Genomic DNA, 19,378 nt, shown 5'->3' with positions numbered 1-19,378 from the left:
AGAGGAGGTTATTAGATAGCATGCCAAATCCAGAAGTATTGAAAAAAACGAAAATGATTTGTACCCTGGGACCTGCGACGGACCGTCCAGGTGTCTTGGAACAATTGATCACGCACGGGATGAATGTCGCCAGACTGAATTTCTCCCACGGATCTCATGAAGAACACGCGAAGCGCATTGCCCGTCTGAAAAAGGCGAGAAAAGATTCGGGTATTGCGATCGCCATCATGCTCGATACAAAGGGGCCGGAAATCAGAACAGGCGTTCTGAAAGACGACAAAGTGACTTTAAATCAGGGCGATCACATCACGCTGACGACTGAAGATATCGAAGGGGACGCCAGCCGGGTGTCGGTGAGCTACAAGGGCCTGCCTAAAGATTTAAAAGAAGGCGACAGAATTTTAATTGACGACGGTTTAATTGAGCTGACCGTTGAAAAAATCACAGGGGAAGACATTGACTGCGTGGTCGACAACGGCGGCACGCTGGGCAGCAGAAAGAGCATCAATATCCCAGACGCGTCGATCAATCTTCCAGGTTTGACCGAAAAAGACAAAGAAGATTTGATCTTCGGCGTCAAGCACGGCATTGATTTTGTCTCCGCATCTTTTATCCGTAAGGCGCAGGACGTCATCGCTATTCGCAAGGTTCTCAACAACGCTGGGGGCGAACACGTCAAGATCATTTCTAAGATTGAAAGCCGCGAAGGGGTTGAAAACATTCACCGTATTATCACTGTGTCAGATGGGATCATGGTCGCGCGTGGCGACTTAGGGGTTGAAATTCCGGCAGAAGATGTGCCAATCGTTCAGAAGAATATCATCCACCGCTGCAACATCGTCGGCAAACCGGTCATCACCGCGACGCAGATGCTCGACTCCATGATCCGCAACCCGCGGCCGACCCGTGCGGAAGTCGGAGACGTGGCTAACGCCGTTTTCGACGGGACCGATGCCGTCATGCTTTCAGGGGAAACGGCGGCCGGCGATTATCCAGTCGAAGCCTGCAAAACCATGGCGAGAATTGTCTTGAAAACCGAAAATTCGCCGCAGTACAAGCATCGCGATCACGTGCCGCACGGTGAAATGACCATTACAAACGGGGTCTGCTCGGCCGTCGTCAACATCGTCGAATCTCTGGGCGTCAAAGCGATTATCGCGCCGACAACCAGCGGCTACACCCCTCGGATGCTGTCGAAATACCGCCCGAATTGTCTGATTTTCGCGGTGTCTGACAACATGAGAACCGTCCGCAGATGCTGCATGCAGTGGGGCGCCTACTGCCTGTACGTGCCGAAGATGACCGAACTTGACGATTTGGTCAACGACGTCAACCGCATTCTTGAAACCATGAACGTGGTCAAAACCGGCGATTTGGTCGTTGCGGCGGCCGGTCTTCCATTTGGCATTCAGGGGAACACCAATACCATCCGCGTCAGAACGGTCGGCAACGCGGTACTTTCTGGTATTGGGATTGGCGACAAGCTGGTCACCGGCTTTGCGAAGTTTGTCACGCCGGATACCCTTGACGATTTCGACGAAGGCGATATTGTCGTGACGCGCGTCATCACACCGGGGATTTACGGTGCGATTGAAAAGGCTGCTGCGGTGGTCACATCAGAAGTCGGTGAAAATTCAGAAGCCGATCACGTCGCGAGAGATTACCAGATTCCAGTGATCAAGGGCGTACAGAAGGCGACAGAAGTCATCACGGAAGGTAAGCTGATCACCGTCGATCCGCTGAACGGGATGATTTATCAGGGCGCTGTCCGCAACCGTAAACTCTAAGGTTAACACTTTAAACTATCTTTAACGGTGTAAAAACTTTAGTCAAATACATTTTACATTCTCAAATAAAAAGGGTAGACTATACTATATTTTTGTTAGTTCTGCCCTTTTTTTAATGGGCGTTTTAATGTTAGAGTATGGAGGTTTGGCATGGAAGAGCAAGACCAGCTGCAGGATCAAGACGATCCGAAACAGCATAAAGAAAAGAAAAAGCGCAAAACACTGAAGGATTTAAAAGAAAACCGAAGGATGACGCTGGAGCTGCCGGTGGAAACCAGCATCCTTCGGCTGATTTATGCTGTCGTGTATTTGGCGGCGGGCTTTATTTTAATGGCGGTTTTCGGTCAGTTTGAACAAACGCAGATTCCCTCGCAGTATTGGGGGACGACGGCTGTGGCGATTTTGATCACGGCGCTTTTTATCGCCGTTACTTTTAAATTTGAGGGCGAGGCGAAGCGGAATTGGCGCATTATTTTAGGCGTGTTGATTTTCTTCTTGATCATCGCCATGCATCAGACCACATGCGGCATGCCGGTTTGGACGAGCAGCCGATTTGATCCGCTGGGGATTTTCCAGTTTGGGCTGGCAGTTTTAATCGTCGGCGCGCTTATTCTGTTATTTTTTGCGATCACCAATCGCCTGCGGTTAAGCATCCGCATCGTCATGATCGCGCTCTTCATTTTGTCCTGTGTAAATTATTTTCTGTTGAAATTTAGAGGTGACCCGTTTTATCTCGGCGACTTGATGACGGCCAACACCGGACTGGAAGTGGCAAAAAATTATGCGATTGGCATATCCGGCACCATTATTGCCGGCATTTACATGGCGATTGCGGCCTACGCGGTCAGCGCGAATGTCAAAACAAAATATTTTGCGGACGACAAAAAGAAAAGCAGGAGACTGCGGCTGGGCGCCCTAGGGGTCACCGCGGCGATCGCCGTACTGATCGCAGTCCTGCCCCTTGAAGATGTCTACGATTCGTGGTCGCCTTCCAGTAATCAATACATTACAGCTTTTACGACCAATGCCAAATTGCTGCACGTGAAAAAACCGTCGGGGTATTCGGCAACAGTAGCGAAAAATATTGTGAAAAGCGGCAGCAAAAAGGCAAGCTCGGAAGTGAAGAAGAATACCGATGCGGGAAAGAAGGCGACAGAAGCCGTAGCCAGCGGGAAAAAGCCGACGATTATCGCGGTGATGAATGAAAGCTTTTCCGATCTTTCAGTGCTGGGAAATTTTCAGACGAACGAAGACTACATGCCCTTTTTTAGGAGCTTGTCGAAAAACACTGTGCGGGGCAATCTGTACGTGGACGTCTACGGTGCGGGAACCTGCAACACGGAATACTCATTTTTGACAGGTAATTCCACGGCCTTTGTGCCGGAAAATACCCGGCCTTATCAGATGTACGTCAATTACCAAACCCCAAGCCTGGCAAAGAATCTGAAGGCGCAGGGCTATGAAACCTACGCCATGCATCCGGGGAAATCTTCGGCGTGGAAACGCAATAAAGTTTACCCGTATCTCGGCTTTGACCACACCTATTTTTACGAAGATTCTTTCAGCAATGCGGCATTGACGCGAAACAGCTACGTCAGTGACCGGGCAACCTACCAGAAAATTATCGATTTGTACAAGAATAGAGGCAGCAAGCCGCAGTTTATCTTTGACGTGACCATTGCCAATCACGGCGGATACAATGTGGGCACGAGCGGCATGGAACAGGTGAAAATCACCAGCATGCCTAATCAGAAAAGCAGTGTAGAACACACCGATGCCGATGAATACCTGACGTTGATTAAGGAAAGCGACACGGCACTGAAGGAAATGATCGACTATTTTAAATCGCAGGATGAACCGGTCGCGGTCGTCTTCTTTGGGGATCATCAACCGAGATTAGATAACTCTTTTTATGAAGACGTCAAGGGCAAAAGTCTCAGCAGCTGGACCAACGAAGAGCTCCAGCAGCGGTACATCACTCCCTATATCATCTGGACCAACTACGACATCAATTCACAGAGCGGCAAAAATTTGTCGGTCAATTACCTGCAGACGACGCTGCTCCAGACGTTGGGACTCAAAACAACGGCTTACGACAAATACGAACAATCGATGTACGACAAGATGCCAGTGCTCAATTATAAGGGCGCCATTACGTCAGATGGTGATTATCTGACACTGGACGATGCGGAAAAATACAACACGCAGGTTCAGAACTATCAAAAGGTGCTGTACAACAATATGTTTGATAAGCATAACCGCAATCGCTCGCTGTACTTGCTCAAGAACGCGCCGGACGGCAAAACCGACGATGAACTCAGACCGTATTTGGACAATTACCGTAAGAAGTACGGCAATAATACGCTCATGAATGTTGTGAATTAGGTTGTCACGCATTTAACCCCTGATTGTCATTGGAACAGATGGACAGTCAGGGGTCTTTTTATGGTTCACGGATTGATTTTTGACGGCACCTGTTATAAAATACAAACGATTACCTAACCTTGGCAACATGATGTGGAGAAAATCATGCAAGCATACAAATGGATAGAGAAAGCGTACCGTCACCGCGCCAGCGATGTGCACTTTTCGATCGATGAACACCCGAAATGCCGAATAGACGGCACTCTGCGCAATTTGGATCAGGCGGTGTTAAGCCGGCAGGACTGCAGGGAATTGGCGAGGGAATTGATCGGTGAAAACGGCGCGCTGATTAAGAAATTAAAACAGCATGGGTCGGTGGATTTTGCGCGGGATGTCGGAAAAATCCGCTGTCGGATTAATGTCTACTCGCAGCGCGGGTCCTTAGCCGCCGCCATTCGACTTTTGCCGGAGGCGATCCCTGAACTCGAAACCTTGGGACTGCCGTCGATTGTACAGCGATTCTGGCAGATTCCAAAGGGGCTTGTCCTCATCTGCGGACCGACCGGTTCCGGAAAATCGACGACACTCGCGTCGATTCTTAACCAAATCAACCAATCCAAGCCTGTTCACATCATGACGCTGGAGGACCCCATTGAATATCTTTACCCTAAGGGCAGAGCGATGATTCATCAGCGGGAAATCGGCAGCGACGTGATCGACTATCGGCAGGGGCTGCGCGCGGCCCTTCGGGAGGACCCGGATGTGCTTTTAATTGGTGAAATGCGCGACGCCGAGACTGTAAAAATTGCGCTGGAAGCGGCGGAGACGGGACATCTCATTTTTTCGACGCTGCACACGCCGACAGCCGACGGCGCGATCGACCGCATGCTTTCACTTTTTCCGGATCAAAATCAGGCAGCGCAGATCCGCCAGGTGCTTTCGATGAATTTAAAAGCTGTGCTGTGGCAGCAGCTTCTGCCGAATAAAAATCGGACGGGCCGGGTCTGTGCGTCTGAAGTGCTTGTGGCGACGACTGCGGTTCAGAATTTAATCCGACAGAATGAAAAAGAGCAGCTCTACAATTTTATGATGACCGAGAGCCGATTTGGCAGCCAGACGATGGAATCCGATCTGCTCCGATTGTGGAAAGACGGCGCAATTTCTGATCAAACCGCCGTGTACTTTGCCCGAGATGCCAAAAGAATGAAGGAGACGCTTAAAAAATCTTAGAAAAGAATTGAAAACAGCGAAAGCATTCGCTATAATTTGAGAAATAATGCATACTAATTTAATTGAACGCATCCAAAATGGAAAGGAAATAATAAGGTGAAAGTACAAAAAGCAGAACTTTACACTTGGCCGACCTGTCCGTACTGCAAACGGGCCAAAGGGTTACTGGATCAGCTGCAGATCCCTTACACGGACCACAATATATGGGGACAGGATGATCAGAAACAGGCTTTAATCGAAAAAACCGGTCAGACGACCGTCCCATACGTCTTTCTTAACGATAAATTTGTGGGCGGCTGCGATGATTTATTTACACTTTACGAATCAGAAGGTCTTGAATAAAAGGCCGTTTAACAATTAAGGAGGAATTGCAATGGCATTTGAATATGAAGTCGTCGAAGAGTGCGGCGTGCTGTCTGAAGGCAGCAACGGCTGGCAGAAAGAACTCAACAAGGTCAGCTGGAATGGGAGAGAACCGAAATACGACATCCGCGACTGGGCGCCGAACCACGAAAGAATGCGCAAGGGGATTACCTTGACGACAGATGAATTGGCGGAACTGAAAGAAATTCTCAACGATATGGATCTATAATGCGGAACCGGCACAGCGGACGCTGTGCTTTTTGTTTGCGCAAATTTGAATCATTGTTTCACCTATGCTATAATAAATGTTCATGAAATGATGGTAATTTTAATCAATATAATTCGGAGGTATAGCAATGTCTGGACATTCAAAATGGAACAACATTAAAAATAGAAAAGGAAAACAGGATGCGGCAAAAGGAAAAATTTTCACCAAGATGGCGAAACTGATTGCCGTTGCAGCGCGTGAAGGCGGCGGCGATCCGGAAATGAACTCTAAACTTCGTGAAGCCGTTGCAAAGGCAAAGGCTGCAAACATGCCGAACGACAATATCGACCGCGCCATTAAAAAAGGCTCCGGCGAATTGGGCGATGCTGTTTTTGAAGAAATCACCTACGAAGGATACGGTCCAGGCGGCGCAGCTGTCATCGTTCAGGCGTTGACCGACAACAAAAACCGAACAGCTGGCGATGTGCGGCATATCTTCGATAAAAACGGCGGCAATTTGGGAACTAACGGCTGCGTGAGCTATTTGTTTGAGCGGGCAGGCAGAATTCTAATCGAGAAATCAGACGATATCGACGAGGACGAGTTGATGATGGTGGCTTTGGACGCCGGCGCAGAGGATATGGAAACATCTGAGGATGGCTACGAAATCAAGACGGCTCCGGCAGATTTTGCCAACGTGCTCGATCAGATTCAGGCGGCTGGGTACACCGTTGCTTCTGGGGAAATCGCTCAGATCCCGTCGACCGAAACCGAACTTTCTGACGAAGATGGTCAGAAAATGGAAAAAATGCTCGACATGTTCGAAGATAACGACGACGTTCAGGAAGTCTTCCACAATTGGGCCGAGGCGTAATTTTTACGTAATCTAAATAAATAAGAAAGGGACAAGGTGTTCTTATGGGACAGGGTGAACATAAAGTACGCGATTTAGTCGTATATTTTATTGTGGCTTTTGCGTTAATTTTTTTGATGTCCTCTTTTGTCATCGGCGATGTCTACAACAATGCCAGTAAAATTCAATTAACCAAGGATGGCATTCAGCAGGTTTATCAAATTAATATTGGGGCTAAGCCGACATCTTCTCTGAATAATCAATAAGAATATTGCGAACAAAAAGTAAGGCATCTGCCTTGCTTTTTGTTGTTTTATGACCATTTATAAAGAAAAGGAGCACATATGAAAGTGGTGACGCCGGCGGAAATGAGTGAAATGGATCGCCAGACCATCGCTCACGGAATCGCCGATTATGAACTCATGGAAAGAGCAGGACACTGCTGCTTCGATGTGATCGACCGCGAAACGGCGAGTGATGCCAAAATATTGGTTTTGTGCGGAGCGGGCAATAATGGCGGTGACGGTCAGGTTGTCGCGCGGCTGTGCTTTAATCGGCGTAGGCCCGTTCAAGTTTTGTTTGTTGGCAATCCCGATCACTTTACGCCGAATTCAGAGCGCAATTTCAAACGCCTGCAGGACACTGGCGTTCCTTATGCTTTCTTTAAAGAACTCGATGACAATACAGAAAGAATGATTCGGGACGCCGACGTCATCGTCGACGCGGTTTTGGGCAATGGTCTAAAAAACCGGCCCCTTTATCCGAATGTCGCCGCGCTTTTTGAATGTGTCAATCAGTCTGAGGCTGTCATTTACGCGATCGACATTCCTTCTGGGCTCAGAGGGAGCAATGGATTAACCGTCGGTCAGGCGATTCGAGCAGATCGGACATTGATCATTCAAAACCCAAAGGTGGGAATGCTGCTGGAGGATGGCCCGGACTTTCTGGGAGAGCCGACTGTGCTGGATGTGGGCATTTCGGAGCAGTACACGGATTCACAAAAAAACATATTAGACGAAGAAAGTATCCCCAAACTGACGAAACGCCTTAAAAATTCCAATAAGTACGACTACGGCGCGGTTTCAATTGTCGCGGGCAGCCGCGGCATGATCGGCGCGGGTTTGATGAGCTCAGCCGCCTGTTTAAGATCAGGCGCCGGTCTGGTGACGACCTGGGTACCGGAAAGCATTTACGAGATTGTGGCGGCACAGATGCCGTGGGAAATCATGGTCAAGCCCTACACGCAGGACAACGTCATCAGCCAGCTCAAGCAGCAGAAGGCGACGGCTTACGTGATTGGACCAGGCATTGGTCGAAAAATGCTCTACGCGGATCTAATTAAATGGCTGATTGAAACGGGAAAACCGGTGGTCATTGACGCGGACGGTTTATACCATCTCACCAAAATCAAATCGGTTTTGTCTGAACACGCGGGTCCGATTATTTTGACGCCTCACGCTGGCGAATTCTGCAGACTCTGCGAAATTACCAAGGATGAATATAAGGAAAACAGCACCCAAATCGCTTCGGAATTTGCCGCAAAATACCAGGTCATTCTCGTGCTGAAGGGGTACCGCACACGGATTTTCGTTCCCCGTGGGGATGAACCAGCACAGTGCGAAATTTGGTTCAACACGACGGGCAACCCGGGCATGGCGACGGCCGGAAGCGGCGATATTTTGACCGGCATCATCGCGGGGCTGCTTTCACAGACATCAAGGCCGGAAGATGCGGCCAAGCTCGGTGTCTATCTGCACGGACTTTCTGGCGACAGGGCGGCTGAGCAATTTGGCGAATGTGCACTGAACGCGATGCATTTAATTGACAAGCTGCCGGAAAGCTTTAAAACGACTAAAAGGAATGCGAATGAATAAAACCTATAAAATTATCACTTACGGCTGTCAGATGAATGAGAACGATTCTGAAAAAATATCAGGCATGCTGAAGGAAATGGGCTACACGCCGACAGACGACGAAAAGACCGCTGGCGTTGTGGTGATGAACACCTGCAGTGTCCGGGAAAACGCGGACGAACGCTTTTTCGGCAATGTCGGCAATTTTAAACACATCAAAAAGAAAAACCCTGATCTCATTTTGGCGGTCTGCGGCTGTATGATGCAGCAGCCTGCCATTGTCAAACAAATTAAAGAAAAAAATCCGCAGGTCGATATTGTCTTTGGGACGCACAACATCGAACATTTTCCGCAGCTGCTGGAGGAATTTATTGAAACCCGCAGTCGGACAATCGAAATTTACGATGACGATCAGGGGCTGGTCGAAAATCTGCCGGTTGATCGAAAGTACCCGTTTAAAAGTTACGTGTCGATCATGAAGGGCTGCAACAATTTCTGCACTTACTGCATTGTGCCTTACACGCGGGGAAGGGAAGTCAGCCGCCCTCATGAAAAAATTATCGAAGAGATCACACGTCTGGTAGAAGACGGCTGTCTGGAAGTCATGCTGCTGGGTCAGAATGTCAACTCCTACGGCAACGACCGCCGGGACGGCTACGGGTTCGCGGATTTACTGCGCGATGTCAACGCCATCGAAGGGCTGCGGAGAATCCGTTTCATGACGAGCCATCCCAAGGATATGAGCGACGCAGTGATTGAAGCCATTGCGACCTGTGACAAGGTCTGCCCGTCCATTCATCTGGCGATTCAGAGCGGGTCAACGCGCATTTTAAAGGCGATGCACCGCGGCTACACAAAGGAACAGATCATTGCGCTGGTGGAAAAAATTCGCAACCGCATCCCACATGTGGCGATTACGACCGACATTATCGTGGGGTTCCCGGGCGAAACCGAGGCGGATTTTGAAGAAACCCTCGACGTGGTTCGGGCGTGCCGGTTTGATTCGGCGTTTTCGTTTATTTACTCGAAGCGCAGCGGTACGCCTGCGGCAGAGATGGACGATCAAATTCCCGATGACGTCAAGCATCAGCGGCTGAACCGGCTGCTGGACGTGCTGCACGAAATCGGCAATGATCAGAATGCGTGGTTTCAGGATCAGGATGTTGAAGTGCTTGTCGAAGGCAAAAGCGCGCACAATCCGAACAAATTGTCCGGTCGAACTCTAAACGGCAAGCTGGTCAATTTTACCGGAGACATGGCCACGATTGGGACGATTATCCCCGTTCACATCGATCGGGCCAAGACCTTCAGCCTTGACGGCACGGCGATTGGTTCATTAAATTAGAAAGAAGTGGTGAAGATGGGTTTAACGCCGATGATGCAGCAGTATCTGAAAATGCACGAGCAGGTACCAGACTGCATAATGCTTTTCAGAGTAGGGGACTTCTTTGAAACGTTTTTTGACGATGCACTGACGGCGTCAAAGGTGCTGGAAATTGCACTGACGGGCAAGCAGTGCGGACTGGATGAGCCGGCGCCAATGTGCGGCGTGCCCCATCATGCGGCAGAGCCGTATATCGCAAAATTGGTTGAGAAGGGCTACAAGGTTGCCGTATGCGAGCAGATGGAGGATCCTTCTCTGGCGAAGGGATTGGTCAAGCGTGAAATCATCAAGGTGATCACCCCCGGGACCATTACCTCAGACGGCGCGATCAAAGCGAAGGAAAACAATTATCTCGCTTCACTTTACGGCGGAAGAAGCAGCGTGGGACTGGCTTACGTGGATTTGACAACGGGCGATTTCAACACGACGGAAATCCCTAACACGCCAGGTCAGAATGAGCTCATGAGTGAAATCGGGAAGATCAATCCGTCGGAAATCATTATGAGCTCGAGCCTGTACAAGCAGTCAAAGTTTGTCCAACAGCTGAAAATGCGTTTTAACTGCATGGTTTCGCTGTATGCCGATCAGCATTATCAGCGCGAGTCTGGAGAAGAAGTGGTTAAAAACCAGTTTCACGTTTTCGCGCTGGATGCGCTGGGATTAAAGGATCACGACGCGGCGGTTCGGGCTTCAGGCGCGCTTTTGAATTACATCGAAGAGTCCCAGAAAAAAGTTTTGGCCCATATCAATCACGTATCTTTTTACAAAACCAGCGAGTACATGCTTCTGGATCTGCCGACGCGCCGCAACCTGGAATTAACTGAAACCTTGAGACACGGTGAAAAGCGCGGCAGTCTGCTTTGGGTTCTGGATCAGACGACGACGGCAATGGGCGGCAGAATGCTCAGGCAATGGATCGAGGCGCCATTGATTGATCGAGATAAAATCGAGACGCGTCAGCAGTATGTGGCCGAACTGGTGGATAATCCAGGAGCCCTTCAGGATTTTAAGACGATACTGGGAAAAATTTACGATTTGGAGCGGATTTGCGGCAAAATTTCTTTTGGCACCGTTAATCCAAAGGACATGCTGTCCCTTAAGCAGTCGGTCGGTATGCTTCCAGCACTAAAGGACTGCATCAACAGCATCGACGCCCCGAAGCTTCAGGCGGCTTTTGGTCAGGCGGACGATCTGGAAGACATTTACCAGCTTATCGCGTCGGCCATTTCAGATGACGCGCCCTTCGTGTTAAAAGACGGCGGTGTGATTAAGACTGGATTTAATCAGGAAATCGACGATTACAGAGAGGCGCAGAGCAAGGGCAAGGACTGGCTGAAAGATTTGGAGAGCGAAGAACGGGAAAAAACTGGCATCAAATCACTTAAGGTCAAATACAACCGGGTATTTGGTTATTTCATCGAAGTGACCAAAACGAATTTGGATTTAGTGCCGGAGCATTACATTCGCAAACAGACGCTGGCTAATTCTGAACGATTTTTTACGCCGGAATTGAAGGAAATGGAGACGAAAATTCTCGGCGCTGAACAGCGCCTGTCTCAGCTTGAATATCAGATTTTTTCCGATATCAGGGAAAAAATCATGGCTCAGATCAAGCGGATTCAGCAGCGGGCCCACGATGTCGCCTTTTTGGATGCTCTTTATTCCCTCGCCGCAGTAGCGGTTTCCAATCATTACGTGAGGCCGGAAATTGCAGACGATGGCGTCATTGAGATGTACAACAGCCGGCATCCCGTGGCCGAAATGCTGATGGATGAAGGTGCCTTTGTATCAAACGATTGTCTGCTCGATCTGGCTGAAAACCGAATGATGCTGATTACTGGCCCTAATATGGCCGGCAAATCCACGTATATCAGGCAGGTGGCGATCATTACGCTGATGGCGCAAATTGGGTCATTTGTGCCGGCGGACAGTGCGCATATTGGCATTTGCGACCGCATCTTTACGAGAATTGGGGCGTCGGACGACCTGACAACCGGGCAGAGCACCTTCATGGTCGAAATGTCCGAGGTCTCCAATATTTTAAAAAATGCGACCCAGCATTCACTTGTCATCTTGGATGAAATCGGCCGAGGTACCAGCACCTTTGACGGTGTCAGCATCGCGTGGGCTGTAGCGGAGTACTTGTCGAATCCGCTGACGATTGGCGCGCGGACGCTGTTTGCCACCCATTATCACGAGCTCACACAATTGGAGAGCCAGCAGCCGGGTGTGAAAAATTTAAGCATCGGTCTCAAGGAAACGCCGGAAGGTGTCGTGTTTTTAAGAAAGATTCGGCACCAGCCTGCGGATCAAAGCTATGGCATTGAGGTCGCTCAGCTGGCGGGCTTTCCCAAAATTGTGACCCAGCGGGCTCGGGTGATCTTAAAAGAATTAGAGGATGAAGCGCCGGTTGCCAGTTTGTATCCAAAAGATCCGCCGTCTTCGGATATGGCCGCTGAAAATGATGACCAGATCAGTTTTTACACGGAAATGGCGGCACAATCAGCAAAACCAGAACCTGACAATGCAATAAAACCGGAAGAAAAGGACGTGCTGTCGCAAATCTGCGATGCCGATTTAAACAGCATGACGCCGATTCAGGCGCTTAACCTGCTCAGCTCGCTAAAAACAGAGCTGATGACGGAGCAGCAGGCGTAATCAAAAAGGAGAGAGACATTGAAAATCAAAATGTTGGCGCCGGCGACCATTGAAAAAATCGCAGCGGGTGAGGTCATTGTTCGTCCGGCGTCGGTCGTCAAGGAGCTGGCTGAAAACGCCATCGACGCGGGAAGTGACCGCATCCGAGTCGATATTGAACAGGGCGGAAAGCGAAGCATCCGTATTCGAGACAATGGAGAGGGCATCCGGTACAACGAGGTGAAACTGGCTTTTGCGCGTCACGCCACGAGCAAGCTCTCTCAAATTGAGGATTTAGATCATTTGGAAACCCTAGGCTTTCGCGGCGAGGCGCTGGCCAGCGTTGCGGCGGTATCCCGAGTGACGATCCGCACGATTTCAAAGGCGGAGGAGCTCGGCAGCGAAACCATTTTTGAGGGTGGACATTGTGTGGCACAGCGGGTGCTGCCGTACGATAAGGGGACGGATATCTGTGTCAGGGATTTATTTTACAATGTGCCGGCCAGACAGAAGCATATGATGAAAGACAAGACGGAAGAGCGGGTCATCCACCAGCTGATGGGGCGGATCGCCTTATCCCATCCAGAAATTGCCTTTGATTTTAAAGCGGATGGGCGGAAAATCTTTTCGACGCCGGGAGACGGGCGGCTGCAGAGCGTCATCGAATGTCTGTACGGCCGTTCTTTTTTTAAATCCCTCAGGAAATTGGACGCGAAAAACGAACCGATGGTTCTTCGAGGTTATATCGGGGATTTGACCAGTATGCGCAGCTCGAAGGATCGGCAGATTCTGTTCATTAACGGGCGGACCGTTGAAAATCGAGCCCTTTCTCGGGCGTTTGAAGAAGCTTATCAAGGTTATTTGATGAACCACAAACACCCGGTGGGCATCATTTTCATGACGCTGCCGGGCAGAATGCTGGACGTCAACATGCACCCCTCAAAAACGGAAATCGGGATATTGAACCAGAGTCTGGTTGATATTTTATTTCGTCAGGAAATTCGGCGTGCCGTTCAGCAGATGGACCTGACGGTTGATTTGGGCGAAAAAATTGCAGCAGAACCGGAGCCTAAAAAAACAGAAGCGTACGTTGAATCAAAAGTGCCGTCGCCGAAAGTGAGCGAAATGCCGGCGCAGATTGACTTTTCGGCTTCTCAAGGTATGGCCGCTCCGGATCCACAAATGCAGCGTTCATTTAATGGTTTTATCAATGAAGATCGGAATCGACATCAGAAGCGACCAGCGGAGGATGTTGCTCCCAAGAAAGCAGATCAATGGATTAAGCCGCCATCGGCCGAACAAAGGCCGCTTTACAATGAACAGGCTGCTGAATCTGGGCGTCCGCATTTAGATTTAACGGGCACGCGCATTATCGGTCAATTATTTAAAACCTTTATCCTGCTGGAAAAAGAAGACACAGCGATCTTAATTGATCAGCATGCGGCACACGAGGCTTTCATGTTTGAAAATCTAAAGAAAAAAATGACAGGCAATGAACGCATTCCGTCGCAGGCGCTCTTGGTGCCTCAAGCTGTCGATGTCTCGAGAGAAATGGTGCTGCAGTTTGACACTGTTCAGGCTCAGCTCGAGGCCAAGGGATTCCGCTGCGAAGTTTCGGGAGAGACAACGCTGATAGTGCACAGTGTGCCCGTTTTATTGGGAGAGCCTCAATCAGCCGCGCTGCTTCCGATGTGGATTGAGAATCTAACGACGGGAGATCCAGCGCTTAAAGAAAAGCAATGGCTGAAGATTGCGACGATGGCCTGCAAGGCAGCGGTCAAGGGGAATCAGGATTTGAACAAACGCGAAATCAGAAAGCTGTTGGATGATTTAATGACGCTGGAAAATCCATACACCTGCCCCCATGGCCGGCCGATCATTTTGTATTTAAAAAAATACCAATTGGAAAAATTGTTTAAAAGGGTGGTTTCATGAAGACTCAGCAGAAAGCGCAAAAACCAGTCGTTCCGGTGATCGTCGGTCCGACGGCGTCGGGCAAAACCAATCTTGCCATTCAAATCGCCAAACACCTCGACGGAGAAATTGTTTCTGCGGATTCGATGCAGATTTACCGCAGGATGAACGTTGGCACGGCCAAACCGACCGAATCGGAAAAACAGGGGATCCCCCATCATTTGATGGATTTTGTCGAGCCGGATCAGGCTTTCAGCGTGGCTGACTATAAGGACCGCGCCGTTGCGGCTATCCGTGACATTACAGCGAGGGGAAAAACAGCGATTGTCGCCGGCGGGACAGGGCTGTACGTCAATGCATTGACACAGAAATGGGGATTTCCGGATATCAAGACAGATCCTAAAATTCGGGAAAAGCTGAACGACGCGTACAAGACAGAGACGCCAGAGGCTGTTTATCGACGGTTAGAGCAAATCGATCCGGAGGCTGCGGCAAAAATTCATCCCCACAACCGCAAGCGCGTGATCCGCGCCCTTGAAATTTACGAGACGACAGGAAAAACCAAGACTTATTGGGAAAGTCAAGTGCGAAAAATCGACCTGCCCTTTGATTATCTCCTTTTAGGCATTCAGATGCCGCGGGACGTGCTCTATCAAAGAATCGATCAACGGGTCGACGTGATGATCGAAGACGGCCTGGTCGAGGAAGTCCGTGCGCTTTTAAACGACGGCTACGATCCTTCACTTGTGTCGATGCAGGCATTGGGTTACAAAGAAATCGTGCCGTATTTGAAAGGGCAGTCGTCTTTAGAAGAACAGGTCAGAATCCTTAAGCGGGATACGCGGCATTTTGCGAAACGTCAGCTGACGTGGTTCAGAAAAAATCAAGATATTCACTGGTTCAGTGCAGAAAAGAATAAAGACAGTGAACAATTAGCGAATCAAATGATACAATGTATTGAGCAATACAAAGGGGAACACAACATTGAACGATAATACCATTGAAAAATACTTAGCTGAAAATTTTCACATCTCAAAGGATGTGATCGATTTTGTTGAAAAGTCGGAAGCTCAAATTGCCGATCGGATGGCCTATTGGGATCGGCTGGCGGAATATCACCAGTTTAAGGTGATCCAGGCGATGCAGAAGGTCGGTCTGAGTGACCGCCATTTCCACCCGACGACTGGCTACGGCTATGACGATGAAGGCCGCGAAGCCACCGAAAAAATATTTGCCGATGTCTTTGGCTGCGAAGCGGCCCTTGTCCGTCCACAGATCACCTGTGGCACGCACGCCATTTCGCTTTGTCTGTACGGGGTGCTTCGTCCAGGGGATGAGCTCCTGTCGATCAGCGGGGACCCTTACGATACAGTTCGGACCTTTATCGGCGCACACGGAGAAGAAAAAGGGAACGGCACGCTGACCGATTTAGGCGTGATTTTCAACCAGATCGAGCTGCTGCCTGATGGGATTTTTGACACAGAAAAAATCATGAACGCTATTTCCGAAAAAACGAAAATGGTTTATATTCAGCGCTCGACGGGCTACAGCTGGCGGAAGGCCATCACCTTGGCTGAAATTCAGAGGATCTGTTCAGTGATTAAGGCTAAATGGCCGAAGGTTGTGATTTTCGTCGACAATTGCTACGGTGAATTTTTAGACGAAAAGGAACCGGTTGCAGTTGGCGCTGATTTGATGGCCGGCTCCCTGATCAAAAATCCGGGCGGCGGTCTGGCGCCCACTGGCGGCTACACAGCAGGCCGGGCGGATTTGGTCCAGCTCTGTGCCAATCGTCTCGCGGCGCCAGGCATCGGCGGGGAAACGGGGGCGACCCTGGGCATTACCAGAACCTTCCTTCAGGGCTTTTTCCAGGCACCTTATATTGTCTCTCAAGCGATGAAAACGGCGATTTTAGTGGGCGCCGTTTATAAAAATCTCGGCTATCCGGTTTGTCCGGATGTGGACGATTATCGGTCGGATATCATCCAAAGTATTCGATTAGGAGATCCGAAGGCCGTTGAAGTGTTCTGTCAGGCGGTTCAAAAGGCGGCGCCGGTCGACTCCTTTGTCACGCCAGTTCCGTGGGATATGCCGGGATACGATGTGCCGGTCATTATGGCCGCAGGCGCATTCATCCAGGGATCATCCATTGAATTGTCGGCCGACGCGCCGATGCGCGAACCCTACATCGTTTATTTTCAAGGCGGTCTGACCCACGCCCACGGCAAGCTCGGCTTAATGCTCTCCCTTCAGCAATTGGTCGACGCCGGATTTGTGACGCCGGACAAGCTTCAAGCGTTGGATTGAGAAAGCAGGGTTTAAAAGATTGAATAAAAAAGCGTCGAAATTAAAAAAATTGAAACACAAGCAAAAGAGACAGGCTCTTACGGATCAAGAAAAGAAAGAGAAGCAGGCGTTACGGTCTCATCTTCAAAAACAAATTGACGCGTTGAATTTCGGCAACCTCAAACCAGAGGAAGATTACACAGAAGCAGAGAGGCAGCACGTGGCAGATTTAACAGAAAAATTAAGAAAAGAATATTCAGAGCAGCAGATTACAGAGGCTGGTCGTCCCAATCATCCGACTGGCGATGCGGGACGGGCAATGCTCGAGCGCATGAACGACAGCCATGGGCCAATGACGCAGTGGGCTTTATCGCACCTGCAGTTTAATAAAGGGGATCGTGTTCTCGACATCGGCTGCGGCGGTGGCGCCTGCCTGGCTCGTCTTTCTACAATGGTTGAAAATGGCAGTTTCGCCGGGATTGATTACGCGAAAACGTCGGTCGAAGCCACACAGCAGTTTAACAAGGCGCTTATTGACGCGGGCAAACTTGAGGTTTTTGAGGCTTCCGTGTCCGATATGCCTTTTAAGGATGATGAATTCGACAAAATTGTGACAGTTGAAAGCTATTATTTCTGGCCGGATTTCGAAACGGATATGCAGGAGGTTTATCGGGTTCTGAAATCAGGTGGACATTTTCTGCTGATCGCAGAAGTGTACGATCACGAAGGACTGCCGCAGTCGGTTTTGGACAATATAAAAGCCTACGATATGCGCAATTTAAATCTCGACGGATTTGTCGATGTTTTTGAAAAAACAGGTTTTGCCGATATTGCAATTCACGTCAAACCAGGAAAGCGCTGGATCGCAGTTGAAGGCGTTAAAGCATAAGAAAAAAGACAGGAGGTCATCATGGCAGCACAAACGATGAATAAAGCACTTGGCGCTGAATTCAAATTGGGCTGGAAAAAGCTGGAGCCAGGTGAAGATCAAAAGGTTTTGGATTACGCAGAAGATTACAAGGCCTTTTTGGATGCCGGCAAGACGGAAAGGCTCTGCGCAGAAAACGCGGTGAAGTTAGCGAAGGATGCCGGCTTTCGTCCGATTGAACAAGCAATTGAATCGGGCGAGTTGAAAAGCGGGGATAAAATTTACGCACTGCACCGGAATAAAACCGTCATGCTTTTTAAAATCGGCACTGAGCCATTGGAAAAGGGCATGACTGTTGTCGGCGCACACATGGACTGTCCGAGACTGGACCTCAAGCCCATGCCGCTGTACGAAGATTCGAACATCGCTTATTTCAAAACCCATTATTACGGCGGTATCAAGAAGTATCCGTGGCTGACCCTGCCGTTGGCCCTTTACGGTACAGTTGTCAAGAAAGATGGATCAGTGGTAAAAATTGCCATCGGTGATGGACCTGATGATCCGGTCTTCTGCATTTCAGATTTACTGCCCCATTTATCCCAAAAGCTTAACCAAAAGAAAGTAGCTGAGGCTTTTGAAGGCGAACAGCTCAATCCGATGATCGCCAGCAGACCGCTCAGTGGGGAAGAAGACGGCGAAGCGGTCAAGGCAACGGTATTAAAATATTTAAATGAACATTATCAAATGACCGAAGACGACTTTGCGTCTGCAGAATTTGAAATTGTACCGGCTGGAAAGGCCAGAGACATCGGTTTTGACCGCTCGATGATTCTCGCTTTTGGGCAGGATGACCGAATCTGTTCTTATGCGGCCGTTCGCGCGATGCTTGACGCGACGGATACGCCGCGGAAGACACAATGTGTCATCTTGGCTGATAAAGAAGAAATCGGCAGCTACGGCAACACGGGCATGCAGTCCCGTTTCTTTGAAAATACGCTGGCAGAATTGGTGGCGCTCCAGTCTGATGCGTCCAACTCCCTGACTGTCCGCCGCTGTCTGTCCCATTCATTCTGCTTGTCTGCAGATGTCACGGCAGCGTACGATCCGAATTTCCCGAATACCCATGACATGCACAACGCGACGTTTGCAGGCAAAGGGGTTGCGGTTAATAAATACGGCGGCGCTCGGGGGAAATCCGGCGGCAGCGACGCGAATCCGGAATTTTTAGGCAAGCTCAGAAAATGTTTCGACGAAGGCGGCGTGACCTGGCAATTAGGCGAAATGGGTAAAATTGATTTAGGAGGCGGCGGCACCATCGCCTATATGCTGGCAGCCTACGATATGGAAGTGGTCGACTGCGGTACACCGATTCTTTCAATGCATGCGCCGTGGGAACAGAGTACCAAGATTGACGCGTACATGACTTACAAAGCTTACCGTACGTTCTTTAATGACAAATGGTGAGGAAACGTATGATTTAACAGACAAGCGGCAAAAAAGCCGCTTGTTTTTTTATTAACACGCAGATTTCTTAATTATCTAAATGTTTACAGACATACAATATCTAGTTATTATTTTATTTATTTATAAATCATTGTCTATATATAGAATTTCAAACGTTTTCTAGACTG

15 protein-coding genes are annotated in these 19,378 nt (G+C 49.3%); all 15 read left to right on the top strand.

Features of this window, described 5'->3' with window-relative positions:
* Window positions 1-20: 20 nt before the first annotated feature.
* The 15 genes from pyk to QZX60_RS01785 all read left to right on the top strand — a co-directional run bounded on the left by pyk (window position 21) and on the right by QZX60_RS01785 (window position 19,211).
* On the top strand, window positions 21-1,787 hold the full coding sequence (gene pyk, locus QZX60_RS01855) for a pyruvate kinase (protein WP_295360716.1): 1,767 nt from the start codon (window positions 21-23) through the stop codon (window positions 1,785-1,787).
* A gap of 150 nt (window positions 1,788-1,937) precedes the next feature.
* Window positions 1,938-4,172, top strand: a complete 2,235-nt coding sequence (locus tag QZX60_RS01850) for a sulfatase-like hydrolase/transferase (protein ID WP_295360714.1) — start codon at window positions 1,938-1,940, stop codon at window positions 4,170-4,172.
* A gap of 144 nt (window positions 4,173-4,316) precedes the next feature.
* Window positions 4,317-5,381, top strand: a complete 1,065-nt coding sequence (locus tag QZX60_RS01845; RefSeq protein WP_295360713.1) for a type IV pilus twitching motility protein PilT — start codon at window positions 4,317-4,319, stop codon at window positions 5,379-5,381.
* Window positions 5,382-5,477: 96 nt separating this feature from the next.
* Window positions 5,478-5,723 (top strand): glutaredoxin domain-containing protein, encoded by a 246-nt coding sequence (locus QZX60_RS01840; RefSeq protein ID WP_295360712.1) that lies wholly within the window; start codon window positions 5,478-5,480, stop codon window positions 5,721-5,723.
* Window positions 5,724-5,754: 31 nt separating this feature from the next.
* Window positions 5,755-5,973, top strand: a complete 219-nt coding sequence (locus QZX60_RS01835) for a YdbC family protein (protein ID WP_295360711.1) — start codon at window positions 5,755-5,757, stop codon at window positions 5,971-5,973.
* Between the two features lie 127 nt (window positions 5,974-6,100).
* On the top strand, window positions 6,101-6,826 hold the full coding sequence (locus QZX60_RS01830) for a YebC/PmpR family DNA-binding transcriptional regulator (protein WP_295360709.1): 726 nt from the start codon (window positions 6,101-6,103) through the stop codon (window positions 6,824-6,826).
* Window positions 6,827-6,870: 44 nt separating this feature from the next.
* Window positions 6,871-7,071: a hypothetical protein gene (locus QZX60_RS01825; RefSeq protein WP_295360706.1), complete on the top strand. Its 201-nt coding sequence runs from the start codon at window positions 6,871-6,873 to the stop codon at window positions 7,069-7,071.
* Window positions 7,072-7,149: 78 nt separating this feature from the next.
* Window positions 7,150-8,679: an NAD(P)H-hydrate dehydratase gene (locus QZX60_RS01820; RefSeq protein WP_295360704.1), complete on the top strand. Its 1,530-nt coding sequence runs from the start codon at window positions 7,150-7,152 to the stop codon at window positions 8,677-8,679.
* Window positions 8,672-10,003 carry a tRNA (N6-isopentenyl adenosine(37)-C2)-methylthiotransferase MiaB gene (gene miaB / locus QZX60_RS01815; protein ID WP_295360703.1) on the top strand — a complete coding sequence of 444 codons (1,332 nt, stop codon included), beginning with the start codon at window positions 8,672-8,674 and terminating at the stop codon, window positions 10,001-10,003. Before QZX60_RS01820 ends, miaB begins: the two co-directional genes overlap by 8 nt.
* 15 nt (window positions 10,004-10,018) lie before the next feature.
* The gene (gene mutS, locus QZX60_RS01810) at window positions 10,019-12,700 is read left to right on the top strand and encodes a DNA mismatch repair protein MutS (RefSeq protein WP_295360950.1); all 2,682 of its coding nucleotides are present in this window, start codon (window positions 10,019-10,021) and stop codon (window positions 12,698-12,700) included.
* Between the two features lie 18 nt (window positions 12,701-12,718).
* Entirely contained in the window at window positions 12,719-14,614 is a 1,896-nt protein-coding gene (mutL, locus tag QZX60_RS01805) for a DNA mismatch repair endonuclease MutL (RefSeq protein ID WP_295360701.1), read from the top strand.
* The gene (miaA, locus tag QZX60_RS01800; protein ID WP_295360699.1) at window positions 14,611-15,588 is read left to right on the top strand and encodes a tRNA (adenosine(37)-N6)-dimethylallyltransferase MiaA; all 978 of its coding nucleotides are present in this window, start codon (window positions 14,611-14,613) and stop codon (window positions 15,586-15,588) included. Before mutL ends, miaA begins: the two co-directional genes overlap by 4 nt.
* The gene (locus QZX60_RS01795) at window positions 15,578-16,900 is read left to right on the top strand and encodes a methionine gamma-lyase family protein (protein WP_295360698.1); all 1,323 of its coding nucleotides are present in this window, start codon (window positions 15,578-15,580) and stop codon (window positions 16,898-16,900) included. Before miaA ends, QZX60_RS01795 begins: the two co-directional genes overlap by 11 nt.
* Window positions 16,901-16,949: 49 nt before the next feature.
* A complete protein-coding gene (locus QZX60_RS01790) occupies window positions 16,950-17,768 on the top strand; it encodes a class I SAM-dependent methyltransferase (RefSeq protein ID WP_295360696.1) in 819 nt (272 codons plus the stop codon).
* A gap of 21 nt (window positions 17,769-17,789) precedes the next feature.
* Window positions 17,790-19,211: an aminopeptidase gene (locus QZX60_RS01785; protein WP_295360694.1), complete on the top strand. Its 1,422-nt coding sequence runs from the start codon at window positions 17,790-17,792 to the stop codon at window positions 19,209-19,211.
* Window positions 19,212-19,378 lie beyond the last annotated feature (167 nt).

The organism is uncultured Pseudoramibacter sp., from assembly GCF_903789625.1.
Lineage (GTDB): Bacteria > Bacillota > Clostridia > Eubacteriales > Eubacteriaceae > Pseudoramibacter > Pseudoramibacter fermentans.
This window is presented reverse-complemented; position numbering and strand designations above follow the sequence as displayed.